Source organism: Micrococcus sp. ACRRV (assembly GCF_022346985.1).
GTDB lineage: Bacteria > Actinomycetota > Actinomycetes > Actinomycetales > Micrococcaceae > Micrococcus > Micrococcus porci.
On sequence record NZ_JAKRNH010000027.1, the window covers coordinates 1 to 23,259 of the forward strand.

Sequence of the window (23,259 nt, forward strand, 5' to 3'; positions counted from 1 at the left end):
GTGCAGGCGCTGGGCCATCGCGAGGACGCCGACCGACTCCGCCACCTCGGCGGCCGGCGTCCTCGCGATGGCCCAGCGCCTGCACGACGAGTACGTCGCCGAGGGCGAGCAGCGCCGCGACCGGATCATCGCCGACGCGGAGGCCGAGGCGACCACCGTCGTCCGCCAGGCGGAGGAGACCCGGACCCGCACCCTGTCCGACCTGGAGTCCCGCCGCAAGGGCCTCGAGGCGGACGTCGAGCGCCTGCGCGCCTTCGAGACCGACTACCGCTCCCGCCTGACCGCGTACATCGAGGGCCAGCTGCGCGAGATCACCGCCCAGGAGCGCCTCGAGCCGGCGAAGGGGACCGTGTGAGCCCTGCGGCCCCGCAGGACGCCCTGACGGACCACCGCGACGCCCCCGCCCGCCCGGGCCGGGGCGTCGTCGGTGCGGCCCTGGGGGTCGCGACGCTCGCCTACGCGCTGGACCAGGGCACCAAGCTCCTGGTGGAGCGCACCATGGAGCTCGGCGAGTCGATCGTCGTGATCCCGGGGCTGCTGCGCTGGCACTACATCCTCAACCCCGGCGCCGCGTTCTCGATCGGCACGGACGTCACCTGGCTGTTCACGCTGATCCAGGCGGTCGTCGCGGTCGTCGCCCTGGTGGCGCTGCTGCGCTCCCGCTCCCGCGCCTGGTCCGTCGCGCTCGGCGGGCTCCTCGGCGGCGTCATGGGCAACCTCACGGACCGCCTGTTCCGGCCGCCGTCGTTCGGCCAGGGCCACGTCGTGGACATGGTCTCCGTGCCGAACTTCGCGATCTTCAACGTGGCGGACTCCTTCATCGTCTGCTCCATCCTCACGCTGTGCCTGCTGCTGATGAGCGGCCGCCGGCTGGACGGCACGCGCGAGTCCGACGCGGCCGCGGAGGCCTGAGGAGTGGGCCTGCGTCCCGGTCTGACGGAGCGGCTGGCGGTCACGGAGGACGACGCCGGCCGCCGCGCCGACGCGGTGCTGGCCGACGCGTTCGGGGTGTCCCGCGCGTCGCTCGCCGACCTGTTCTCCCGGGGCCTGGTGCGCGCCGAGTCCCGCACCGGCCGCCGGGACCGCGTCCTGGCCAAGTCCGCCAAGGCGGTGGCGGGGGAGACCCTGGCCGTGGACGTGCCCGTGGACCCCGACCCCCTGGAAGTGAGGGCTGAGCGCGTGGACGCGATGACCGTCCTGTACGAGGACGACGACCTGCTGGCGGTGGACAAGCCCACCGGCGTGGCGGCGCATCCGTCGCCGGGCTGGTTCGGGCCGACCGTGGTGGGCGGCCTGGCCGGGCTCGGGCGCCGGATCTCCACCTCCGGCGCGCCGGAGCGGCAGGGGATCGTCCACCGGCTCGACGTCGGCACCACCGGCGTCATGGTCGTCGCCAAGTCCGAGCGCGCCTACACGGCGCTGAAGGACCAGTTCCGCGAGCGCGTGCCGGAGAAGGTGTACCACGCGGTGGTCCAGGGCATGCCGGACCCGCTGGAGGGGACGATCGACGCCCCGATCGGTCGGGACCCGAACCACCACTGGCGCTTCGCGGTGCTCGAGGGCGGACGCCCGTCGGTGACCCACTACGAGACGGTCGAGGCGTTCGGCCGGGCGACGCTGCTGGAGATCCACCTGGAGACCGGGCGCACCCACCAGATCCGCGTGCACACCTCCGCGCTGCGCCACCCCTGCGCCGGTGACCTCACGTACGGCGCGGACCCGCGCCTGGCGGCCGAGCTGGGCCTGACGCGGCAGTGGCTGCACGCGCACCGCCTGGCGCTCCCGCACCCCGCCACGGGGGAGCGCCTGGAGATCGTCTCGCCCTACCCGGACGACCTCGCCCACGCCCTGCGCGTCCTGCGCGGGGAGGACCGCGGCGCCGCCCCGGACGCCTAGACTGGACCGGTCCGCACGCCGCGCCGCCCCGTCCGGGGGTGGTCCGTGCCCAGGGGTGCGCGGCGGGAAGGATGAGCGGCGTTGAGCGTGCAGCAGGAGACCACGGCCGAGGCCACGAGGGACGGCGGGTTCGTCCACCTGCACACCCACACCGAGTACTCCATGCTCGACGGCGCCGCGAAGCTGGACGAGCTGTTCGCCGAGGCGAACCGGCTGGGCATGGACTCCCTGGCGATCACGGACCACGGCTACCTCTTCGGCGCGTTCGACTTCTGGAAGAAGGCCACGGACGCCGGGATCAAGCCGATCATCGGGCTCGAGGCCTACCTGACGCCGGGCCAACAGCACCGCTCCGACAAGGAGAAGATCCGCTGGGGCGAGCCCCACCAGCGCGGCGACGACGTCTCCGGCGGCGGCGCCTACACCCACATGACCATGCTGGCCGAGTCCACGCAGGGCATGCACAACCTGTTCAGGATGGGCTCGATCGCCTCGCTGGACTCGGTGTACGCGAAGTGGCCGCGCATCGACCGGGAGCTGCTCAGCCAGTACTCCTCGGGCCTGATCGCGACGACGGGCTGCCCCTCCGGCGAGGTGCAGACCCGTCTGCGGCTGGGCCAGTACAAGGAGGCCGTGGAGGCCGCCGCCGAGTTCCGGGACATCTTCGGCAGGGACAACTTCTACTGCGAGGTCATGCAGCACGGCCTCGACATCGAGAAGCGTGTGGTCGAGGACCTGCGCCGCCTGGCCAAGGACCTGGGCCTGCCGTTCGTGGCCACGAACGACCTGCACTACACCCATGAGCACGATGCCAAGGCGCACGAGGCGCTGCTGGCCATCCAGTCCGGCTCCAAGCTCAACGAGCCGACCTACGACCAGGGCGGCTCCCGCTTCGCGTTCTCCGGCACGGACTACTACCTGAAGTCCCCGCGGCAGATGCGCGAGCTGTTCGCCGAGCTGCCCGAGGCGTGCGACAACACGCTGCTCATCGCCGAGCGCTGCGAGACGAGCTTCGACACCTCCGCCAACTACATGCCGCGGTTCCCCACCCCGGAGGGGGAGGACGAGACCAGCTGGCTCATCAAGGAGGTCGCCAAGGGCCTGGCCTACCGGTACCCGGAGGGTGTGCCGGACCACGTCCGCAAGCAGGCGGACTACGAGCTGGACGTCATCATCTCGATGGGGTTCCCGGGCTACTTCCTCGTCGTGGCCGACTTCATCAACTGGGCCAAGGAGAACGGGATCCGCGTGGGCCCGGGCCGCGGCTCGGGCGCCGGCTCCATGGTGGCCTACGCGCTGCGCATCACGGACCTGGACCCGCTCCGGCACGGGCTGATCTTCGAGCGCTTCCTCAACCCGGACCGGGTGTCCATGCCGGACTTCGACGTCGACTTCGACGACCGCCGCCGTTCCGAGGTGATCGACTACGTCACGCGCAAGTACGGCGACGAGCGCGTCACGATGATCGTCACGTACGGCACGATCAAGACGAAGCAGGCGCTCAAGGACTCGGCACGCGTGATGGACCAGCCCTTCTCCATGGGCGAGTCCCTGACGAAGGCGCTGCCGCCGGCCGTCATGGCCAAGGACATCCCGCTCAAGGACATCGAGGACCCCGAGGCCAAGCGGTACGCCGAGGCCGGGGAGTTCCGCGAGCTGGTCGCCGCCGACCCGGTGGCGAAGCAGGTGTTCGAGACCGCCAAGGGCATCGAGGGCCTGAAGCGCCAGTGGGGCGTCCACGCCGCCGGCGTCATCATGTCCTCCCACCCGGTGATCGATGTGATCCCGATCATGCGCCGACTCCAGGACGGCCAGGTCATCACGCAGTTCGACTACCCCACGGCCGAGGGCCTGGGCCTGATCAAGATGGACTTCCTGGGGCTGCGTAACCTCACCATCATCTCGGACGCGATCGAGAACATCCGCGCCAACCGGGGCGTCGACCTCGACCTCGAGCACCTCGACGTGGACGACGCCGAGTCCTACGCCCTGCTGGCCCGGGGCGACACCCTGGGCGTGTTCCAGCTCGACGGCGGGCCCATGCGCGCCCTGCTGAAGATGATGCGCCCGGACAACTTCGAGGACATCTCGGCGACGATCGCCCTCTACCGGCCGGGCCCCATGGGCGCGAACTCGCACACGAACTACGCCCTGCGCAAGAACGGGCTCCAGGAGATCACCCCGATCCACCCGGAGCTCGCGGAGCCGCTCAAGGACATCCTGGACACGACCTACGGCCTGATCGTCTACCAGGAGCAGGTCATGGCCATCGCCCAGAAGGTCGCCGGCTACTCGCTCGGCCAGGCGGACATCCTCCGCCGCGCGATGGGCAAGAAGAAGAAGTCCGAGCTGGACAAGCAGTACGAGGCCTTCCACCAGGGCATGCTGGACCGCGGCTACTCCGAGGGCGCCGTGAAGGCCCTGTGGGACATCCTCCTGCCGTTCTCGGACTACGCCTTCAACAAGGCGCACTCGGCCGCCTACGGCCTGGTCTCCTACTGGACGGCCTACCTGAAGGCCCACTATCCGGCGGAGTACATGGCCGCGCTGCTCACCTCGGTCGGCGACGACAAGGACAAGCTGGCCATGTACCTGAACGAGTGCCGCCACATGGGCATCACGGTGCTGCCGCCGGACGTGAACGAGTCCTTCCTGAACTTCACCCCGGTGGGCGACGACATCCGCTTCGGCATGGGCGCGGTCCGCAACGTGGGCGGGAACGTCGTCAAGGGCATGGTCCAGGCCCGCGAGGAGAAGGGGCTCTACACGGGCTTCGGCGACTTCCTGGCCAAGGTGCCGCTGGTGGTGTGCAACAAGCGGACCATCGAGTCGATGATCAAGGCCGGGGCGTTCGACTCGCTCGGCTACGCCCGTCGCGCCCTCCTGGCGGTGCACGAGGAGGCCGTGGACGCCACCGTGCAGCAGAAGCGCAAGGAGGACCACGGCGAGTTCACCTTCGACCTGTTCGCCCTGGGCGGCGCCGCGGACGCGGCCGACGACTCGGACGCCTCCGACGGCGTCGCCGTGCCGGACCTGCCCGAGTGGCCGAAGAAGGAGAGGCTCGCGTTCGAGCGCGAGATGCTCGGCCTCTACGTGTCCGACCACCCCCTGCAGGGGCTGGACGGGGTCCTCTCCCAGTTCGCGGACACCCAGATCACCCGCATCCTCGACGACGACGGCCCCGCCGACGGCGCGCACGTCACCATCGCGGGCCTGATCACGACGCTGGAGCGCCGGATCGCCAAGAGCTCGGGCAACGCCTACGCGCGGTGCGAGATCGAGGACCTCGGCGGCTCGCTGGACGTCATGTTCTTCGGGCAGGTCTACGCGCCGATCGCCATGATGCTCGCGGAGGACCTCGTGGTGGCGGTCAAGGGGCGCGTGCAGCGCCGCGACGACGGCTCGGTGGTGCTCTCGGCCATGGAGCTGGCCATCCCGGAGCTCACGGACGCCACGGGCGGGCCGGTGCGGATCACGATGCCGGCGTTCAAGGCGACGGAGCGCGTCGTCGGGCAGCTGGGGGACGTGCTGCGCACCCACGAGGGCTCCACGGAGGTCCGCCTGTCCCTCACCGGGCAGCGTGGCGTCCAGGAGTTCCAGCTGGGGCCGCAGTACCGCGTCACCCCCAACCCCGCCCTGTTCGGCGACCTCAAGATCCTGCTGGGGCCGTCCTGCCTGGGCTGAGCCCCCGACCCGCCCCGTAGCATGGGCCCGTGCCCGCCCGAGGGCCCGGCCCGACGTGAAGGAGAGCGCCCATGCACTGCCCGTACTGCCGCCACGAGGACTCCCGCGTGGTGGACTCGCGCTCCCTTGAGGACGGCTCCGCGATCCGCCGCCGGCGCCAGTGCCAGGCCTGCGGCAAGCGGTTCACCACGATGGAGACCACCGCGCTCACCGTGGTGAAGCGCTCCGGGGTCGCCGAACCCTTCGACCGGTCCAAGGTCATCAACGGCGTCCGCAAGGCGTGCCAGGGGCGGCCCGTCTCCAGTGACGACCTCGCCGTCCTCGCACAGGAGGTCGAGGAGACGGTCCGGGCCTCCGGCAACGCCGAGGTGGACGCCCACGAGGTGGGACTGGCCATCCTCGGCCCGCTGCGCCGGCTGGACCAGGTCGCCTACCTGCGCTTCGCGTCCGTGTACCGGGACTTCGAGTCCCTGAGCGACTTCGAGGACGCCATCGCGGACCTGCGCGCCCAGGAGGGGGAGGCCCCCGGGCGTCCCGCGGTGCAGCCTCGGCTCTTCTCGCGCTAGAGTGTCTCCGAGGCCGTTTCGACGGCCCACATCGCCGAGGGCGGTTCCGGAGGGGAAGCCGGAACCGCCCTCGGTGCGTCCGGGGTCGGACGCGTCAGCGGAGCAGGCCGTCCGCGGGGTCGGCGTGCGCGGCGAGCGCGGCACCCACGATGCCCGCGTTGTTCTGCAGCATGGCGGGAACGATGGGGGTCTCCAGCTGCAGCAGCGGCAGGTAGTCGTGCGGGCGCTTGGAGATGCCGCCGCCCACGATGAACAGGTCGGGGGAGAAGATCCGCTCCAGGTGGGAGAAGAACCGCTGGAGCCGCAACGCGTACTCCGGCCAGTCCAGCCCCTCCCGCTCGCGCGCCTTCGCGGACGCGCGGGACTCGGCCATCACGCCGTCCAGCTCCAAGGAGCCGACCTCGAAGTTCGGGACGAGCACGCCGTCGTTGATCATCGCGCCGCCGATGCCGGTGCCGAGGGTGATGACCATGACGAGGCCGGGCACGCCCGCGCCGGCGCCGTAGCGCGCCTCGGCCAGGCCGGCGGCGTCGGCGTCGTTGACCACGGTGACCGGGCGCTGGAGCGCCTCCTCGAAGGTGTCCTGCAGGCTCACGCCGATCCACGAGGGGTCGATGTTGTTGGCCGAGCGGCACACGCCGTGCTGGACGATCGAGGGGAAGCACACGCCCACGCGTGAGTCCGCGTCGGGGGCCTTCTCGCGGTGGTCCAGCTCGGAGACGATCTGCGCCAGGGTCCGGGCCATCGTGGCGGGCGACGCCGGCTGCGGGGTGTCGAGCCGGAACCGGTCGCCGCGCAGGGTGCCCGACTTGGGGCCGTGCCCCAGCCGGACGATGCCGCCCTTCATCCCGGTGCCGCCGATGTCGACGCCGAGGACGGACGGGTGCTTGGACGGGGCCGGGGGCAGGCGTGGGATCACGCCGGTGTTGGGAAAGCTCACGCCGGACAGTGTACGGACCGCGCCGGAGGCGCCCCAGGGACGGCCCCCTGCACCGCTCAGGGGAGGGTGAGGATCTCCGCGCCGTCCTCGGTGACCACGAGGGTGTGCTCGAACTGGGCGGTGCGGCGCCGGTCCTTCGTGACGACCGTCCACCCGTCGTCCCACTGCTCCCAGTCGATCCCGCCGAGGGTGATCATGGGCTCGATGGTGAACACCATGCCCGGCACCATCAGCCGGTTGTGGGCGGGGGCGGCGTCGTAGTGGGGGATGACCAGGCCGGAGTGGAAGTCCACGCCCACGCCGTGGCCGATGAAGTCGCGGACGACGCCGTAGCCGAAGCGCCGGGCGTAGGACTCGATGGCGCGGCCGATCACGTTGATCTCGCGCCCGGGCTTGACGGCCTTGATGCCGCGGCGCAGCGCCTCCTCGGTGCGCTCCACCAGCAGGCGGGACTCCTCGTCGACGTCGCCCACGAGGTAGGTGCGGTTGTGGTCGCCGTGGACGCCGTCCTTGTACGCGGTGATGTCCAGGTTGACGATGTCCCCGTCCTCCAGGACGGTCCCGTCCGGGATGCCGTGGCAGATGACCTCGTTGACCGAGGTGCAGATCGAGCGGGGGAAGCCCCGGTAGCCCAGGCACGAGGGGTAGGCGCCGGCGGCAACGATGAACTCGTGGGCGATCCGGTCCAGCTCGTCCGTGGTGATCCCGGGGCGGATGTGCTCGGCCGTGTGCTCCATGGCCTGGGCCGCGATGCGGCCGGCCTCCCGGATGCGGCCGATCCCCTCGGCATCGTAGACGTCGGAGGCGTTGCCCTCGTCCACGGTCGCCCTCCCCACGTACTCCGGGCGGACGATCGAGGCCGGCACGGCCGGGGCGGGGGACGGCGCCCCCGGCGTCAGCGTGCCCAGCGGCGCGCACGAGCCCGGCTCCGGGGCGGGCGGGCCCTCGGGGCGGGGGCCGTTGTGGCTGGGCTGGGACGTGGGACGCGCGGTGGTGGACATGCCCTCCAGCGTATCGCCCGGTCCCCGGGAGGGCGCGTCAGGCCCTGCCCCGCGCATGGCGCCGGGTCTAGGGTGTGGGCCATGACCGACACGCACGAGCCCGGCAGCGGCTACTGGTTCAACGTCCGCACCCACCAGATCGAGGAGGGCCCCCAGTCGGACTGGAAGGAGCTCCTCGGCCCCTACCAGACCCGGCAGGACGCCGAGAACGCCCTGGCGCGGGTCCAGGCCCGCAACGAGGCCGCCGACGCGGAGGACGCCCACGACGACGCGTGGGACGCCAGCCCGCTGAACGACGCCTCCTGAGGCGTCCGTCCCCGACGACGACGGCGCCCGCCCCCGAGGGGGACGGGCGCCGCCGTCGTCCCGGACGCGGGTCAGGACTCGAACGCGTGGGCCGGGTCGGGGAACGCGCCGGAGAGCACGTCGGCGCGGTAGGCGCGCACGGCGTCGCCCATGACGGCGCGCAGGTCCGCGTATCGCTTCACGAACCGCGGCGTGCGCCCGGCGCCCAGGCCCAGCATGTCCTGCCAGACGAGCACCTGGCCCGTGGTCTTCGGGCCGGCGCCGATGCCGACCGTGGGCACGCGCAGGGCGGCGTCGACGGCGGCGGCCACGTCCGAGGGCACCATCTCCATCAGGACGGCGAACGCCCCGGCGTCCTCCAGGGCGCGGGCGGAGGCGATCAGCCGCTCGGCGGCGCCCTCGCCGCGGCCCTGGACCCGGTAGCCGCCGAGCACGTGCTCGGACTGCGGGGTGAAGCCGATGTGCCCCATCACCGGCACGCCGGCGGCGACCATCGCCGCGATGTGCGGGGCGAAGCGCTCGTCGCCCTCCACCTTCACCCCGTGCACCCCGGCCTCCTTCATGAGGCGGACGCCGGCGCGCACCGCCTGCTCGGGGGAGGCCTCGTAGGAGCCGAAGGGCAGGTCCGCCAGCACGAACGCCCGTCGCGCCCCGCGAGCCACCGCCGCCGAGAAGACGATCATGTCCTCCAAGGTGACGGGCAGCGTGGAGCCGTGGCCCAGCACCGTGTTGCCCAGGGAATCGCCCACGAGCAGGACCTCGACGCCGGCCTCGTCGAACAGGGCGGCCGTCATCGCGTCGTAGGTCGTGAGCATCGCGAACCGGCGGCCCTCGTCCTTGGCGCGCTGCAGGTGCACGGTGCGGTACCGGGCGGGGGCCTCGACGGGTGCGGCCGCCGCGGCGGTCGCGGCCCCGCCGTAGGGGGCGGCGGCCTCGGAGGCTGCGGGGGACGACGCCGGGGGCGTGACGGTGCGGGAGTCCATGCCCGCGAGTCTAGAGTGGCCGCATGGATCGTCAGCAGGATTTCGTGCTCCGCACCATCGAGGACCGCGACGTGCGCTTCGTGCGCCTCTGGTTCACCGATGTGATCGGCACCCTCAAGTCCGTCGCCCTCGCCCCGGCCGAGGTCGAGGCGGCGTTCACCGAGGGGCTGGGCTTCGACGGCTCGTCGATCGACGGGTACACGCGCATCTCCGAGTCGGACATGCTGCTCCAGCCGGACCCGGCCACCTTCCAGATCCTGCCGTGGCGCGGTGAGGCCGGGCAGACCTCCCGCATGTTCTGCGACGTCCTCACCCCGGACGGCCGCCCGGCCCCCGCGGACCCCCGCAACGTCCTGCGCCGCGTGCTGGACAAGGCCTCGGACATGGGCTTCAGCTGCTACACGCACCCGGAGATCGAGTTCTACCTGCTGGCCTCGGACCGCCCCGGTCCGGACGGGCGCCCCGTGCCCGTGGACTCGGCCGGGTACTTCGACCACGTCCCCGGCGGCGCGGCCCAGGACTTCCGGCGGGACGCCGTCACCCTCCTGGAGGACATGGGCATCTCGGTCGAGTTCAGCCACCACGAGAACGGCCCCGGCCAGAACGAGATCGACCTCCGCGCCGCCGACGCCCTGACCACGGCAGACAACGTGCAGACCTTCCGCACGATCATGAAGGAGGTCGCCGCCCGTCAGGGCCACTACGCCACGTTCATGCCCAAGCCCTTCGGCGACCAGCCGGGCTCCGGCATGCACACGCACTTCTCCCTGTTCGAGGGGGACTCGAACGCGTTCTACGACCCCGCCGACGAGTTCCGCCTCTCCGTGACGGGCCGCCGGTTCATCGCGGGCCTGCTGAAGCACTCCGTGGAGATCAGCCTGGTCACGCACCAGTTCGTGAACTCCTACAAGCGGCTCTGGGGCGCCGACGAGGCCCCCGCCTACGTCTCCTGGGGCCACAACAACCGTTCGGCCCTGGTCCGCGTGCCGCTCTACAAGCCGGACAAGGCCGGCTCCGCCCGCATCGAGTACCGGGGTCTGGACGCCTCCGCCAACCCGTACCTGGCCTACGCACTGCTGCTGGCCGCCGGCCTGAAGGGCGTCGAGGAGAACTACGACCTCCCCGAGCCCGCCTCCGAGGACGTCGGCGCCCTCACCCCCCAGGAGCGGCGTGTGCTGGGGCACGTGTCCCTGCCGGGCACCCTGCACGACGCCGTCCGTGCGGCAGAGGAGTCGGAGTTCGTCGCCGACGTGCTCGGCGAGCACGTCTACGAGGCGCTGCTGCGCAACAAGCGCCAGGAGTGGGACGACTACCGCGTGGAGATCACCCCCTACGAGCTCCGCCGCTACATGACCGGGCTCTGAGTCCGATGGCCCCGACGCCGGACTCGCACGTCCCCGGCCCGCGACGCGCCCTCGTCCATGCCGGCGTGGCGGACCTGACGCGCGCGGAGCGGCTCCTGTCCTCGCCCGAGCTCGCCGAGCAGGACGCCGACGCCGCGCTGGCCGCCCTGGCGCACGCCGCGGACCCGGACAGCGCGCTGCTGCTGTACATCCGCCTGGCCGAGCGGGACCCGCAGGTGCACCGGGTGCTCGCCGAGGCCGACCGGGCCCGGGACCTGCTGCGCCTGCTCGGCGCCTCCGAGGCCCTCGGCGAGTTCCTCATCCGCCGCCCGGAGCATCTGGACCTGGTCCTCGACCCGGCGCGGGCCGCCGCCACCGCCCCGGCGCTCGCCCAGCAGGACCCCACGGACGGCGGGGACTGGCACGACGAGCCCGCCGCGCTGCGCGCACTCCTCCTGGAGGCGGTGGGCGCGGACCCGGCCGCGGACCAGCCCGTGGCCGGGCTCACCGGCGCCGACGCCTCCGTCGCCCTGCGCCGGGCCTACCGGCGGCAGCTCACGGCGATCGCCCTGGCTGACCTCGCGTCGCGGGAGCCGACCCTCGTGATGCCGGCCGTCGGCCGCTGGCTCGCCGACCTGGCCGGCGGCGCCCTGGAGGCCGCGCTCGCGGTCAGCCGGGCCGAGCTCCGTGCGCGCGAGGGCGCCGCCGTGGACTGCGTCGAGCTGGCCGTGATCGGCATGGGCAAGTGCGGCGCCCGCGAGCTCAACTACGTCTCCGACGTGGACGTGGTCTTCGTCCACGACGTCCTGGAGCCGGGGGCGCCCGACGCCCCGTCCGCCCAGGAGGCCGCGCGCCTGGCGGCCGAGCTGGCCGCGGGCATCTCCCGGGTGCTCTCCGGCCCCGCCCCCGAGCCCGGCCTCTGGGAGGTGGACGCGAACCTGCGGCCGGAGGGCAGGGACGGGGCACTCTCACGGACGCTGGACTCGCACGTGGAGTACTACCGGCGCTGGGCCCACGGCTGGGAGTTCCAGGCGCTGCTCAAGGCCCGGCCGGTGGCCGGCTCGCCCGCCCTGGGCGAGCGGTACGTCGCGGCGGTCTGGCCGCGCGTATGGGAGTCCTCGGCCCGAGAGGGGTTCGTGGAGAACGTCCGCGCGATGCGCACCCGGGTGCTGGACACCATCGCGCGGGACGAGCGGGACCGGGAGATCAAGCTCGGCGCCGGTGGCCTGCGCGACGTGGAGTTCACGGCCCAGCTGGTGCAGCTGGTGCACGGCCGCGCCGACGAGTCCGTGAGGGTGCGGGGGACCCTCGACGCGCTCCGCGTCCTGCACGCGGCCTCCTACATCTCCTCCCGGGACATGCGCGCCTTCGACGCGGCCTACCGCTGGCTCCGCCTCCTCGAGCACCGCATCCAGCTGGTCCACCTGCGCCGCACACACCTGATGCCCGTCAAGGAGGGGCCGCGCCGCGTGGTCGCCCGCTCCATGCGGGGGGCCGGCGACGTCCACCCGGTCGCCGGAGACGACCTCCAGGACCGCTTCTCCCGGGTCCGGCGGGAGGTCAGGGCCCTGCACGAGACCGTCTTCTACCGCCCCCTGCTCTCCACCACCGCGGCGCTGTCCGACGAGGACGTGCGCCTGTCCGCCGACGCCGTGCAGGCCCGCCTCTCCGCCCTGGGCTACCGCGACCCGCGGCGGGCGCTCGCCCACATCGAGGCGCTCACCCGGGGCGTGTCCCGGCGCGCGGCCGTCCAGCGGCAGCTGCTGCCGGCCATGCTCGGCTGGTTCGCCGACGGCGCGGACCCGGATGCCGGCCTGCTCGCCTTCCGGCGGCTCTCCGAGTCGCTCGGCTCCAGCCCGTGGTTCCTGCGCATGCTGCGGGACTCCACCGACGCCGCCCGCCGCCTCTGCCTCGTCCTGGCCGGGTCCCGGCGGGTCGGCGACCTGCTGGAGCACGCCCCCGAGTCGGTCGCCTGGATCGGGGAGACCCGCGAGCTCGCGCCCCGCGGCCTCTCCGCCCTCACATCCGAGGTGACGGCCCGGCTCGACCGTCGGTCCCCGGAGGAGTCCGCGGCCCAGGTCATCCGGCACGTCCGACAGATCCGGCAACGGGAGATCCTGCGGACGGCGCTGGCGGACATCACCGGCGTCGTCGGCCTGGAGGAGGTCGGCCACGCCCTCGCCGACGTGGATCAGGCGGCCGTCCAGGGCGCCCTGCGCGTGGCCGGGCAGGCCGTGCTCGACGGCGCGGACCCCCTCACCGAGGTCGTCGTCGTGGCCATGGGCCGCCAGGGCGGCCGGGAGATCGCCTACGGCTCCGACCTGGACGCGATGTTCGTCCACCGCCCCCTGGCCGGCGCCGACGAGACCGCGGCGGCCGCCCAGGCGGAGGCCGTCGCGCGCCAGATCATGGCCCTGCTCCAGCAGCCGGCCGCGCCGCCGCTGCCCAGCGAGCAGCCCCTCGACGTCGACGCGGACCTCCGCCCCGAGGGCCGGCAGGGCCCGCTGGTGCGCACCCTGGACTCCTACCGCGAGTACTACGCGCGCTGGGCCGAGGTGTGGGAGCGCCAGGCGCTGCTGCGGGCCCGCGTGGTGGCCGGCCCCGCGGGCCTGGCCGAGGAGTTCACGGCCTGGGCGGACGGGGTGCGCTACGGCGACGAGCTCTCCGCCGGGGACGCCCGGGAGATCCGCCGCATCAAGGCGCGCGTGGAGGCGGAGCGTCTGCCCCGGGGCGCGGACCCCGCCCGGCACGTCAAGCTGGGCCGCGGCGGGCTCTCCGACGTCGAGTGGCTGGTGCAGTCCCTCCAGCTGCGCCACGCCCACGACGAGCCCGAGCTCCGGGTGACCGGAACGCTGCCCGCCCTGCGTGCCCTGGCCCGCCTGGACCTGCTGCCCCCCTCCGAGGCCGCCCTGCTGGAGGAGGCCTGGCTGCTGGCCACGCGCGTGCGCTCGGCGCTCGTGCTGTGGACCGGCAAAGGGTCCGACGTGTTGCCCACCAATGCCCGGGACCTGGGCGCCCTCGCGCGGCTCGCGGGGGACGCCTGCGGCGGCGGCGTGGCGTTCGAGGAGCGCTACCTGCGCGTCACGCGGCAGGCCCGCCAGGTGTTCGAGCAGCGCTTCTACGGGCTCTGAGCGCCGGGCGGGCCGACCGCCGCCGGGGCCCGCCCGCGGCTCCGGGCACGCCGGTCGTCTCCGGGCTCAGCGCCGGATGACGTGCTCGCCGAGCAGCTCCAGGGTGCGCACGCGCGCCGGGTGGTCGACGGCGGCGGCCGTGACGATCAGCTCGTCCGCCTCCACGCGGGCGGCGAAGTCGTCGAGCCAGGCGCGCACGACGTCCGGTGTGCCGACGGCGGTGTGCCGCAGCATGCCGAGCACCTGCTTGCCGGCGGGGGAGTCCATGAGCATGTCCAGCTCGTCCTCGGTGAGGTGGCGGCCCCGGCCCAGGAACATCCGCACGCGGGACCGGCGGGTGGCCTCCCACAGCCGCTGGGCCTCCTCGTCCGTGTCGGCGACGACCACGTTGGCGGCGGCGATGAAGTGCGGGGCGTCCAGCGCGTCCGTCGGGGTGAAGTGCTCACGGTAGAGGCGGGCCGCGTGCTCGAGCATCTGCGGCGCGAAGTGGCTCGCGAACGCGTAGCCCAGGCCGAGCTGTGCGGCGAGGTTCGCGCCGAACGCGGAGGAGCCGAGGATCCACAGCGGCACGTCGGTGCCGCGGCCGGGGTAGGCGTCGATGCCCGGCATCCGGGACTCGCCGCGCAGATAGCCCTGCAGCTCCAGGACGTCCTGGGGGAACCGGTCGGCCGCCTCGGGGGAGCGGCGCAGCGCCTGCAGGGTGCGCTGGTCCGTGCCGGGCGCCCGGCCGAGGCCGAGGTCCACGCGGCCGGGATGCAGCTCGGCGAGGGTGCCGAACTGCTCGGCCACCACCAGCGGCGAGTGGTTCGGGAGCATCACGCCGCCCGAGCCCACGCGGATGCGCTCCGTGTGGGCGGCCACGTGGGCGAGGAGCACGGCGGTGGCGGACGAGGCGATGCCGGGCATGTTGTGGTGCTCCGCGTACCAGACGCGCGTGAAGCCCTCCGCCTCGGCGATCTGCGCCAGTTCCACCGACTGCCCGAGCGCCTCGCCGATCCGCTGGTCCCCGCGCACGGTGGCCAGGTCCAGCAGGGACAGCGGGACGCCGGCCGGGGCGCTCTCCGGGGGGACGACGGGTCGGACGTCGGCGGTCATGGGTGCTCCTTCGGGTCGCGGATCGCCGGCGGCACGTGCCCGCTGGCGCTGCCCCGGACAGCGTCGCGTCGGCGGCGCCTATTCCCTGGTCTGCAGAGATGTCACGTGGGCCACGACGATGCCGGCCCCGTCCTCGCGGGGGAGGACGGGGCCGGAGGTCGACGGGCGGCTCAGCAGGAGTAGTAGAGCTCGAACTCGTACGGGTTCGGGCGGGCGGCCAGCGGGGCGATCTCCATCTCCCGCTTGTAGTCGATCCAGGTGCGGATCAGCTCCTCGGTGAAGACGTCCCCGGCGAGGAGGAACTCGTGGTCCTCCTCGAGGGCGTTCAGCGCCTCCTCCAGGGAGGTGGGCGCCTTCTGGATGTCGGCGGCCTCCTCCGGGGGCAGCTCGTAGAGGTCCTTGTCGATCGGCTCGGCCGGCTCGATGCGGTTGCGGATGCCGTCCAGGCCGGCCATCAGCTGGGCCGCGAAGGCCAGGTAGGGGTTGCCCGAGGCGTCGGGGGCGCGGAACTCGAGGCGCTTGGCCTTCGGGTTGGAGCCGGTGACCGGGATGCGGACGCCGGCGGAGCGGTTGCCCTGCGAGTAGACCATCGAGACCGGGGCCTCGAAGCCGGGCACGAGGCGGCGGTACGAGTTCACGGTCGGGTTGGTGAAGGCCAGCACCGCCGAGGCGTGCTGCAGGAGGCCGCCGATGTACCAGCGCGCGGTGTCGGAGAGGTTCGCGTAGCCCTTCTCGTCGTAGAACAGGGGCTCGCCGCCCAGCCACAGCGACTGGTGGCAGTGCATGCCGGAGCCGGCCTCGCCGAAGACGGGCTTCGGCATGAAGGTGGCGGACTTCCCGAACATCTCCGCGACGTTCTTCACCACGTACTTGAACTTCTGCAGGTCGTCCGCGGAGTGGGTCAGGGTGTTGAAGCGGTAGTTGATCTCCGCCTGGCCCGCGGAGCCCACCTCGTGGTGGGAGCGCTCGACCTCGAGGCCGACCTCGGCGAGGACGGCGCAGATCTCGTCGCGCAGGTCCGCCTGCTTGTCGACCGGGGTCACGGGGAAGTACCCGCCCTGGCGGGGGGTCTTGTGGCCGAGGTTGCCGCCCTCCTCGTCGCGCGAGGTGTTCCAGTGGGCCTCCGTGGAGTCGACGCGGTAGAAGGAGCTGCGGGCCGAGGACTCGTAGCGCACGTCGTCGAACACGTAGAACTCGGCCTCGGGGGCGAAGAAGGCGGTGTCCGCGATGCCGGTGGAGGCCAGGTAGGCCTCGGCGCGCTGGGCGACGCCGCGCGGGTCGCGGCGGTAGTCCTCGCCGGTGCGCGGGTTCACGATGGAGAAGTTCATGGTCAGGGTCTTGCGGACGCGGAAGGGGTCCACGAAGGCCGTGGTCACGTCGGGGATGAGCTGCATGTCCGACTCGGCGAGGCCGGCGAAGCCGCGGATCGAGGAGCCGTCGAAGAGCTGACCGGTGACGAAGAAGTCCTCGTCCACCGTGGAGGCGGGGACGTTGAAGTGGTGCTGCATGCCCGGCAGGTCGGTGAAGCGGATGTCGACGAACTCGACGCCCTCGTCCTTGATGTATGCGAGCACGTCTTCGACGGAGGTGAACATGGTTCTCTCCTGGCCTTCCTACGGTGGAATGGGGGCCGCGCGCCGTGGCGCCCGGCATGCCCCCACCCTACTCAGCCCGTGTGCGGGCCGCGTGTCCTGTGTGTTTCCGGCGTGTAACGCGTCCTCCGGCCCCGACTACCCTGGTGGGGTGGCACATCGAGCATCCGACCCCGCCCCCCGTGACCGGTCAGAGCGGGACGCCGCCGGCCGCGCCGAGCCCCTGATCAGCCGCGCCGACCTGGCGGGCTGGATCGACGGCCCCGGAGGGGGACGCGCCGGGGGCCGCTGGCCGGGCGACCTGCTGGGCCTGCCCGAGCACGGTCCGGCGTCGATGGCCACCGCCGCCCGCCGGGCGGGCGCCCTGATGATCGACTGGGCCCTGGCCCTCGTGGTCTCGAACCTCGCGTTCGAGGGCGACGCGATCGCCACCCTGCTCGTCTTCGCCGCCATGCACGTCGTGGGCCTCACGCTGCTCGCCACCACGGTCGGCAAGGCCCTCTGCCGGATCCAGGTGGTCCGCGAGGGCGCGGGCGGCACCGCCCCGGTGCACCGCGTCCTGATCCGCACCGCGCTGCTCTGCCTCGTGCTCCCGGCTGTCGTCGTCGGCCCGGACGGGCGGGGCATGCACGACCGCGTCGCCGGGACGGTCGAGCTCCGCATGTGACCGCGGCGCCGTCGCGCCGGACACGACGAGGCCCCCGCCGCGCGGCGGGGGCCTCGTCGTGTCCGGGAGTGCTCAGCGGCCTCGCATGCCGCGGCGGTCCGGGCGGGCGCGCATCGGGTCGACGCCCTTGGGGATCGGCGGCTTCTGGGTGCCGAGCGCGGAGAGCCGCTTGTCCACGGCGCTGACCTCCTGCGCGGTGAGCTTCTTCGGCAGGGCCTTGAGCGTCTTGGGCACCTCGCGCAGCGGGATCTGGCCCTCGCCGCGGCCGGTCTCCACGACGTGCACGGGCACGCCGGGCAGGAAGCGCTCCATGGCCTTCTGCTCCTTGGACACCAGCTTCCCCACGCGGGAGGCGGGGCCCTCGGTCACGAGCACCACGCCCGGCTTGCCGATCGCGCGGTAGACGAGGTCGTGGGTCTTGGGGTTGACGGCCGACGGCTGCTCCCCGACGATCCACCCGCGGCCCAGGCTGGACAGGGTGGCGCCGGCGGCGCCGGTCTGGCCCTCCAGGCGGTCGAACATGGCCCGCTCGCCCAGGCGGTTCATCACGATCACGGCCGCGAGCACGCCGAAGGGGATCGCCAGCAGCAGCCAGGTGATCCAGTTGTGCAGCAGCAGGCCGACGACCAGGCCGAGCACGAGGACGGACGCGAACGCGAGCACCATCCAGAGGACCAGGCGCGGGTTCTGCTGGCGCGTGATCGCGAAGACCTGCTTGAGCTGGCTGATGATGCCGGGGCCGGCGTTCGCCCTCTTCTGGGCGCGCTCGGCCTTCGCGTCCGCCTTGAGCTGGGCTCGGCGGTCGCGCTGCATCGCCTTGACCTCCTTCAGCGAGGAGGATCCGGACGAGGACGGGGAGGTGGAGGGGTTCTTAGCCATTTGGGGTCCAGTCTACCGGCGGGCCTCAGGACATCCGGGCGACGACGGCGGCGGCCTCCTGCCGGGCGGTGCGCTCGCCGCGCAGGTGGGCGAGGTGCTCCGGCACCTCGCGGCCCAGCCGCTCCATCGCCTGCGCGTAGAGCTTCCCGGCGCGGTACGAGGAGCGCACCAGCGGCCCCGCCATGACGCCGGCGAAGCTGATCTCCTCGGCGCGCTGCGACCAGGCCACGAACTCCTGCGGCTTGACCCACCGGTCGATCGGGTGGTGCAGCTTGGAGGGCCGGACGTACTGGGTGATCGTGATGATGTCGCACCCGGCCTCGTGCAGGTCGACCAGCGCCTGGTCGATCTCCTCGTCCGTCTCGCCCATGCCGAGGATGAGGTTGGACTTCGTGACGAGCTCCTGCTCCTTGGCCATCGTCAGCACCCGGAGGGACTTCTCGTAGGTGAAGGCCGGGCGGATGCGCTTGAAGATGCGCGGCACCGTCTCCAGGTTGTGCGCGAACACCTCGGGCCGCGCGTCGAACACCTGCTGCACCAGCTCCGGGACCGCCCCGAAGTCCGGGGGGAGGATCTCGACGCCGGTGCTCGGGTTCAACTCGTGGATCCTGCGGATGGTCTCCGCGTACAGCCAGGCCGCGCCGTCCTTCTGGTCGTCGCGGGCCACGCCCGTGACGGTGGCGTAGCGCAGGTCCATCTCGCGGATGTTCTCGGCGACCTTCTGCGGCTCGTCCATGTCCAGCGGCAGGGGACGGCCGGAGGCGATGTCGCAGAAGTCGCAGCGGCGCGTGCAGATGTCGCCGCCGATGAGGAAGGTGGCCTCGCGGTCCTCCCAGCACTCGAAGATGTTGGGGCAGCCGGCCTCCTCGCACACCGTGTGCAGGCCCGAGCCCTTCACGGTGTTCTTCAGGCCGATGTACTCCGGCCCCATGTGGACCTTGGCCTTGATCCACTCGGGCTTGCGCTCGACGGGGACCTCGGCGTTGCGGGCCTCGACGCGCAGCAGGCGGCGTCCCTCGGGGGCGGTGGTCATGCGGGCGTTCCTTCCGTGGGGGTCAGCGCGATGTGCTCCGGGCCCAGGTCCTCGAGGTGGCGCACGAGGACGGGCAGGACGTCGACCGGGGTCACTTCGCGGCCGGTCTCGACGGAGAGCGTGGTGGTGGACGCGTCGGCGATGCCGCACGCGATGATCGTCTCGTAGGGGGTCAGCGAGTTCGAGCAGTTGAACGAGAAGCCGTGCATCGACACGCCGTCGTGGATGGACAGCCCGATCGCCCCGAGCTTGCGGTCCGGACGGGGGTCGCCCTCACGGGCGGTGATCCAGATCCCCGCCCGTCCGTCCACGCGCTCGGCCTCGACGCCGAAGTCCGCCGCGGTGCGGATCAGGACCTCCTCGAGGAACCAGACGTAGTCCTTGACGTGCGCCCGGTCCCGGAGGCGGACCACCGGGTAGCCGACGAGCTGCCCCGGGCCGTGCCAGGTGATCTTGCCGCCGCGGTCCACGTCGACCACGGGGGCGCCGTCGGTGGGGCGGTCCGCGTCCTCGGTGCGACGTCCGGCGGTGTAGACCGCCTCGTGCTCGAGCAGCAGGATCTCACCGTCGGAACGGCCGGCCACGACGTCGGCGTGGAGGGTCCGCTGGAGGGCCCAGCCCTCCTCGTAGTCGATCAGGTCAGGGGCCAGGCCGAGCACGCGGACGGGCGGCAGGAGGGCGTGGGGCATGGCGACCACTGTAGTCCCCGGCCGCGGTGCCGCTGGAGCGTCGGGAGAGCGGGGAGGCCGCCGCCGACCCCTGTGGACAACCCGAGAGGAGCTCGCCGGGATCGGGCAGGCTGGACGGCGGAGGGGATGCCGTGCCCCGCGGAGAGCCGCGGGGCACGGCCCGCGGGATCGACGGAGGGGAGTGGCCGTGGAGGCGGAGGACGCGGAGCGGAGCGGCGGGGTATCGCCCGTGGGACGCCCGGCGACGGACGACTGGTTCGCCGACGGCGGACGGGATGTGAGCGCCTGGGCCGATCCGCCCCGGGGAGGGGAGGGGCCCGCTGCGGTGGAGCCCGGGGTGGGGGACGTCGGGTCGCCCGCGGAGCTCGGCCCAGTGGATCGGCCCCCGCAGGCGCCGGGCCTGCGGGTCGTGTCCCGGATCGGGATGGGCGGGCAGGCCGAGGCCTGGCTCGTGCGCCGGGAGGACGGCACCGAGTGTGTCCTGAAGGTTCCCCGAGCGGACGGGGACCCGGACGCCGTCGCGAAGGAGGCCGCCGTCTACGGCCACCTCCGCCACCCCCACCTGTTGCGCTTGCTCGGGACGGTGGACACGGACCGGGGGACCGGCGTCCTCAGCGAGCGGCTCCCGGCGGGCAGCCTGGCGTCGATGGTCCACGACGCCGGTCCCCTGCGCCCCGGGCAGGCCGTCACCGTGCTCGTCCCCGTCGCGCAGGCCCTGGCCCACCTGCACGAGCACGGCGTCGTCCACGGGGACGTCTCCCCGGGCAACGTGCTCTTCGGGGTCGACGGCCGGCCCGCCCTCGCGGACCTCGGGGTCGCGCGCGTCGTCGGGGGCCCCCGGGGCCGCGGGGGGACACCGGGCTTCACCGCTCCGGAGGACGAGGCCGGCGTCGGCGAGGGCGGGGCAGCGGCGGACGTCTACGCGTGGGGCGCCCTGGGCTGGTTCGCCCTCACGGGCCGGGCGCCCGGGCCGCGTGAGCACCGGGCGCCGCTGCCCGTGCTGGTGCCGGACGTGCCCGTCGAGCTGGCGCTGCTGCTCTCCGCCGCCCTCGACCCGGACCCGGCCGGGCGGCCGGGCGCCGCGGAGGCCGCCGTGGCCGCGTACGACGCGGCGCCGCCCGAGCCCGTGCCGCTGCACGAGTCGGCGCCGGCCGAGGTGGCCCACCTGCTGCCCACCGTCGTGCCGCCCGCACGGCCCGGCGGGTCCGGGGACGCCCGGCGGTCCCGTCCGAGGGCGGGCGGGCGCCGGGACGCGGGGCGGGGCAGAGGGGGCCGGAAGAGGCGGAACCGGTCGCCCCGCTCGAGGGGCTGGCACCCGGTGATGCTGGTGGGCGCCGCCGTCCTGGCCGGAACGGTCGTGTCAGCGGCCGTGGGCGGCCTGACGGACCGGCCCGAGGATCAGGGCGAGGGTGCGGGCTCGCGTGCCGTGGCGGCGCCGCCGACGTCACCCACGGCCGCTCCGGCCAACCCGAGGGCCTCGGTCACGCCGACCGGTGCGGCCGACCCGAAGGACGCGATCACGCCGACCCGCGACGGTGGCGTGCCCTCCGCGGCGGGGACGGGACCGGCCGCGGTGCTCCCCGCGGAGGACGCGGCGGCCGCCCTGGCCGCCGTCGCCGAGGGCCGGACCGCCGCGCTCACGGACCCGGACCCCGCGCGGGTGGACGCCTACGCCGTCCCGGACGGCCCGGCGTGGCGGCGGGACCGGGCGATCCAGGACCAGCTGCGCGAGGGAGGCAGTGCGTTCTCCGGGCTCGTCGTCACGCTCGAGGCCGTCGGGCGGCCGCGGCCCGCGGAGGCCGGTGGTTCGGGCGGAGCCGAGGCGGGGTGGGTGGTCGTGCCCGCCGTCCTGCGGATGAGCGCCCACACCGTGCTGGACGACGCCGGGTCCGTCGTCGGGGAGGTGCCGGCGTCGGAGGAGGACGTGTCCGTCACCCTCGTGCCGGGTGGGGAGGGCCGCTGGCGGGCCGCCGCCGTGGACCCCCGCTGAGGGGACCCAGCTGCGGACGCTCAGACGCCGCGGGCCCCGGGGAGGTGTTCCTCCCCGGGGCCCGCGGCGTCTGCGCGCCCGGTCCGTCAGGACCAGAGCACGGCGACCAGGATGTTGACCAGGCCCATGCCGCCCACGGCGTGGGCGAGTCCCTTCGGCACGACCTCACCGCGGTTGGCCTTGCGGCGACCGAGCAGGGCGGCGATGAACACGATGACGCCGATGAGGAACTTGATCCCCAGCTTCATGTGGTTCGGCTCCCCGGTCATGGCCCACCCGAACAGCACGACCCCCGAGAGGATCATGCCGAGGGCGCCCCACCACTGGGAGACGGTGACGGTCGGGTTCTTGAAGTGGGCGAACCAGCCGCCCACGATCGCGGCCGCCGAGACGATGTGGATCGCGACGACGACGTTGTGGAGGATCTCCATGCGTCAGGCTCCTGAGGTTCCGGTCAGAGGCCGAGTTCGGCCGCGAACTCGCCGCCCTCGAGGCGCGCCTTGAGGGTCTGCAGGAAGCGGCCCGCGTCGGCGCCGTCCACCAGGCGGTGGTCGTAGGTGAGGGACAGGTACATCATGTGGCGGATCGCGATGGTGTCGTTGCCGTCGGCGTCGGCGACGACCATCGGGCGCTTCACGATCGCGCCGGTGCCCAGGATGGCGACCTGCGGCTGGTTGATGATCGGCGTGTCGAACAGGGCGCCCACGGAGCCGATGTTGGTGATCGAGAACGTGCCGCCGGAGAGCTCGTCCGGGTTGATCTTGTTGGTGCGGGTGCGCTCGGCGACGTCGGCGATCTTCTGGGCGAGGCCGGCCAGGTTGAGCGTGCCCGCGTCCTTGACGACCGGCACCAGCAGGCCGCGGTCCGTGTCCACCGCGATGGCGATGTCCTCGGAGGCGTGGTAGGTGATCTCCTTGTTGTCCTCGGAGAACGAGGCGTTTAGCTTGGGGTGCTGCTTCAGCGCCTCCGTGACGGCCTGCGTGATGAACGGCAGGTAGGTCAGCTTGACGCCGTTCTTCTCCTGGAAGGAGGCCTTGGCCTTGCCGCGCAGCTGCACGATGCGGGTCATGTCGACCTCGTGCACCTGGGTGAGCTGGGTGGAGAGGTCGAGGGACTCGCGCATGCGCTGGGCGATGACCTGGCGGATGCGCGGGGCCTTCTCGGTCTCGCCGCGGACGGCGGCCGGAGCCGGGGCGGAGGCCGCGGCGGGGGTCTGCTGCTCCTCGGCGGCCGCCGGGGAGGCGGAGCCGGAGGACGCCTGGTTGGCCAGGGAGGCCGCGAGCACGTCCTGCTTGCGGATGCGGCCCCCGACACCGGTCCCGCGGACGGTCGAGAGGTCCACGCCGTTCTGCTTGGCCAGGCGGCGAACGAGCGGGGTCACGTAGCCCGGGCCCGGCTCGGAGGCCGAGGTCTCCGCGGCGGGGGCGGACGCCGCCGGAGCGGCGGAGGCGGTCTCGGCGGGGG

General features: G+C 73.2%; 19 protein-coding genes and 1 pseudogene. 10 read left to right on the plus strand and 10 right to left on the minus strand.

Features of this window, described 5'->3' with window-relative positions; genetic code table 11:
• From MHY29_RS04615 to nrdR, 5 genes and pseudogenes are all read left to right on the plus strand, one after another.
• Positions 1-355: pseudogene (locus tag MHY29_RS04615) on the plus strand (cell division protein); the annotation flags it as partial.
• A 23-nt stretch (positions 356-378) separates the two neighbouring features.
• On the plus strand, positions 379-912 hold the full coding sequence (gene lspA / locus MHY29_RS04620) for a signal peptidase II (RefSeq protein ID WP_370643447.1): 534 nt from the start codon (positions 379-381) through the stop codon (positions 910-912).
• 3 nt (positions 913-915) lie between these two features.
• Positions 916-1,896: an RluA family pseudouridine synthase gene (locus MHY29_RS04625; protein WP_224354684.1), complete on the plus strand. Its 981-nt coding sequence runs from the start codon at positions 916-918 to the stop codon at positions 1,894-1,896.
• A 162-nt stretch (positions 1,897-2,058) separates the two neighbouring features.
• Positions 2,059-5,580, plus strand: coding sequence for a DNA polymerase III subunit alpha (dnaE, locus tag MHY29_RS04630; protein WP_239238444.1), 3,522 nt, complete (start codon positions 2,059-2,061; stop codon positions 5,578-5,580).
• 71 nt (positions 5,581-5,651) lie between these two features.
• Complete coding sequence (gene nrdR / locus MHY29_RS04635) at positions 5,652-6,146, plus strand: transcriptional regulator NrdR (protein ID WP_239238424.1); 495 nt, start codon at positions 5,652-5,654, stop codon at positions 6,144-6,146.
• A 94-nt stretch (positions 6,147-6,240) separates the two neighbouring features.
• Here nrdR and ppgK read toward each other — a convergent pair whose 3' ends face one another.
• Both ppgK and map read right to left on the minus strand, forming a co-directional pair.
• A complete protein-coding gene (gene ppgK, locus MHY29_RS04640) occupies positions 6,241-7,062 on the minus strand; it encodes a polyphosphate--glucose phosphotransferase (protein ID WP_370643448.1) in 822 nt (273 codons plus the stop codon).
• A gap of 80 nt (positions 7,063-7,142) precedes the next feature.
• Positions 7,143-8,087, minus strand: coding sequence for a type I methionyl aminopeptidase (gene map / locus MHY29_RS04645; protein WP_239238425.1), 945 nt, complete (start codon positions 8,085-8,087; stop codon positions 7,143-7,145).
• A gap of 81 nt (positions 8,088-8,168) precedes the next feature.
• On the opposite strand from map, the gene MHY29_RS04650 reads away from it, so the two are divergent.
• The gene (locus MHY29_RS04650) at positions 8,169-8,393 is read left to right on the plus strand and encodes an SPOR domain-containing protein (RefSeq protein ID WP_224354689.1); all 225 of its coding nucleotides are present in this window, start codon (positions 8,169-8,171) and stop codon (positions 8,391-8,393) included.
• Positions 8,394-8,464: 71 nt separating this feature from the next.
• Here MHY29_RS04650 and panB read toward each other — a convergent pair whose 3' ends face one another.
• Entirely contained in the window at positions 8,465-9,376 is a 912-nt protein-coding gene (gene panB, locus MHY29_RS04655; protein ID WP_224354690.1) for a 3-methyl-2-oxobutanoate hydroxymethyltransferase, read from the minus strand.
• 23 nt (positions 9,377-9,399) lie between these two features.
• Here panB and MHY29_RS04660 point away from each other — a divergent pair, with 23 nt between their 5' ends.
• Entirely contained in the window at positions 9,400-10,740 is a 1,341-nt protein-coding gene (locus tag MHY29_RS04660; RefSeq protein ID WP_224354691.1) for a glutamine synthetase family protein, read from the plus strand.
• Positions 10,741-10,745: 5 nt separating this feature from the next.
• The gene (locus MHY29_RS04665) at positions 10,746-13,850 is read left to right on the plus strand and encodes a bifunctional [glutamine synthetase] adenylyltransferase/[glutamine synthetase]-adenylyl-L-tyrosine phosphorylase (protein ID WP_239238426.1); all 3,105 of its coding nucleotides are present in this window, start codon (positions 10,746-10,748) and stop codon (positions 13,848-13,850) included.
• Positions 13,851-13,916: 66 nt separating this feature from the next.
• Here the strand turns inward: MHY29_RS04665 and MHY29_RS04670 are convergent, their stop codons facing one another.
• Both MHY29_RS04670 and glnA read right to left on the minus strand, forming a co-directional pair.
• Complete coding sequence (locus MHY29_RS04670) at positions 13,917-14,945, minus strand: LLM class flavin-dependent oxidoreductase (protein ID WP_239238427.1); 1,029 nt, start codon at positions 14,943-14,945, stop codon at positions 13,917-13,919.
• A gap of 170 nt (positions 14,946-15,115) precedes the next feature.
• Positions 15,116-16,540 (minus strand): type I glutamate--ammonia ligase, encoded by a 1,425-nt coding sequence (gene glnA / locus MHY29_RS04675; RefSeq protein ID WP_239238432.1) that lies wholly within the window; start codon positions 16,538-16,540, stop codon positions 15,116-15,118.
• Positions 16,541-16,688: 148 nt separating this feature from the next.
• Here glnA and MHY29_RS04680 point away from each other — a divergent pair, with 148 nt between their 5' ends.
• On the plus strand, positions 16,689-17,204 hold the full coding sequence (locus MHY29_RS04680) for an RDD family protein (RefSeq protein ID WP_239238434.1): 516 nt from the start codon (positions 16,689-16,691) through the stop codon (positions 17,202-17,204).
• Between the two features lie 72 nt (positions 17,205-17,276).
• Here the strand turns inward: MHY29_RS04680 and MHY29_RS04685 are convergent, their stop codons facing one another.
• From MHY29_RS04685 to lipB, 3 genes are read right to left on the minus strand one after another with little or no spacing between them, the layout of a single operon-like run.
• The gene (locus MHY29_RS04685; protein ID WP_224354696.1) at positions 17,277-18,083 is read right to left on the minus strand and encodes a DUF4191 domain-containing protein; all 807 of its coding nucleotides are present in this window, start codon (positions 18,081-18,083) and stop codon (positions 17,277-17,279) included.
• Positions 18,084-18,108: 25 nt separating this feature from the next.
• Positions 18,109-19,116, minus strand: coding sequence for a lipoyl synthase (lipA, locus tag MHY29_RS04690; protein ID WP_239238436.1), 1,008 nt, complete (start codon positions 19,114-19,116; stop codon positions 18,109-18,111).
• Positions 19,113-19,805 carry a lipoyl(octanoyl) transferase LipB gene (gene lipB, locus MHY29_RS04695; protein WP_239238438.1) on the minus strand — a complete coding sequence of 231 codons (693 nt, stop codon included), beginning with the start codon at positions 19,803-19,805 and terminating at the stop codon, positions 19,113-19,115. The genes lipA and lipB overlap by 4 nt, the downstream gene beginning before the upstream one ends.
• A 409-nt stretch (positions 19,806-20,214) precedes the next feature.
• Here lipB and MHY29_RS04700 point away from each other — a divergent pair, with 409 nt between their 5' ends.
• Positions 20,215-21,795 (plus strand): protein kinase, encoded by a 1,581-nt coding sequence (locus MHY29_RS04700; RefSeq protein ID WP_239238440.1) that lies wholly within the window; start codon positions 20,215-20,217, stop codon positions 21,793-21,795.
• An 86-nt stretch (positions 21,796-21,881) separates the two neighbouring features.
• On the opposite strand, the gene MHY29_RS04705 is transcribed toward MHY29_RS04700, so the two are convergent.
• The gene (locus tag MHY29_RS04705) at positions 21,882-22,226 is read right to left on the minus strand and encodes a hypothetical protein (RefSeq protein ID WP_224354700.1); all 345 of its coding nucleotides are present in this window, start codon (positions 22,224-22,226) and stop codon (positions 21,882-21,884) included.
• A gap of 23 nt (positions 22,227-22,249) precedes the next feature.
• On the minus strand, positions 22,250-23,259 hold a 1,010-nt coding region (gene sucB / locus MHY29_RS04710; protein ID WP_239238442.1), incomplete at its 5' end, for a 2-oxoglutarate dehydrogenase, E2 component, dihydrolipoamide succinyltransferase.

What these genes read in the sequence shown, in the direction of transcription:
- dnaE (WP_239238444.1), top strand. Translation starts at nt 2,059, where the DNA reads ATGCTCGACGGCGCCGCGAAGCTGGACGAGCTGTTCGCCGAGGCGAAC.
- nrdR (WP_239238424.1), top strand. Translation starts at nt 5,652, where the DNA reads ATGCACTGCCCGTACTGCCGCCACGAGGACTCCCGCGTGGTGGACTCG.
- map (WP_239238425.1), bottom strand. Translation starts at nt 8,087, where the DNA reads ATGTCCACCACCGCGCGTCCCACGTCCCAGCCCAGCCACAACGGCCCC.
- MHY29_RS04650 (WP_224354689.1), top strand. Translation starts at nt 8,169, where the DNA reads ATGACCGACACGCACGAGCCCGGCAGCGGCTACTGGTTCAACGTCCGC.
- panB (WP_224354690.1), bottom strand. Translation starts at nt 9,376, where the DNA reads ATGGACTCCCGCACCGTCACGCCCCCGGCGTCGTCCCCCGCAGCCTCC.
- MHY29_RS04660 (WP_224354691.1), top strand. Translation starts at nt 9,400, where the DNA reads ATGGATCGTCAGCAGGATTTCGTGCTCCGCACCATCGAGGACCGCGAC.
- MHY29_RS04665 (WP_239238426.1), top strand. Translation starts at nt 10,746, where the DNA reads ATGGCCCCGACGCCGGACTCGCACGTCCCCGGCCCGCGACGCGCCCTC.
- MHY29_RS04670 (WP_239238427.1), bottom strand. Translation starts at nt 14,945, where the DNA reads ATGACCGCCGACGTCCGACCCGTCGTCCCCCCGGAGAGCGCCCCGGCC.
- glnA (WP_239238432.1), bottom strand. Translation starts at nt 16,540, where the DNA reads ATGTTCACCTCCGTCGAAGACGTGCTCGCATACATCAAGGACGAGGGC.
- MHY29_RS04685 (WP_224354696.1), bottom strand. Translation starts at nt 18,083, where the DNA reads ATGGCTAAGAACCCCTCCACCTCCCCGTCCTCGTCCGGATCCTCCTCG.
- lipA (WP_239238436.1), bottom strand. Translation starts at nt 19,116, where the DNA reads ATGACCACCGCCCCCGAGGGACGCCGCCTGCTGCGCGTCGAGGCCCGC.
- lipB (WP_239238438.1), bottom strand. Translation starts at nt 19,805, where the DNA reads ATGCCCCACGCCCTCCTGCCGCCCGTCCGCGTGCTCGGCCTGGCCCCT.
- MHY29_RS04705 (WP_224354700.1), bottom strand. Translation starts at nt 22,226, where the DNA reads ATGGAGATCCTCCACAACGTCGTCGTCGCGATCCACATCGTCTCGGCG.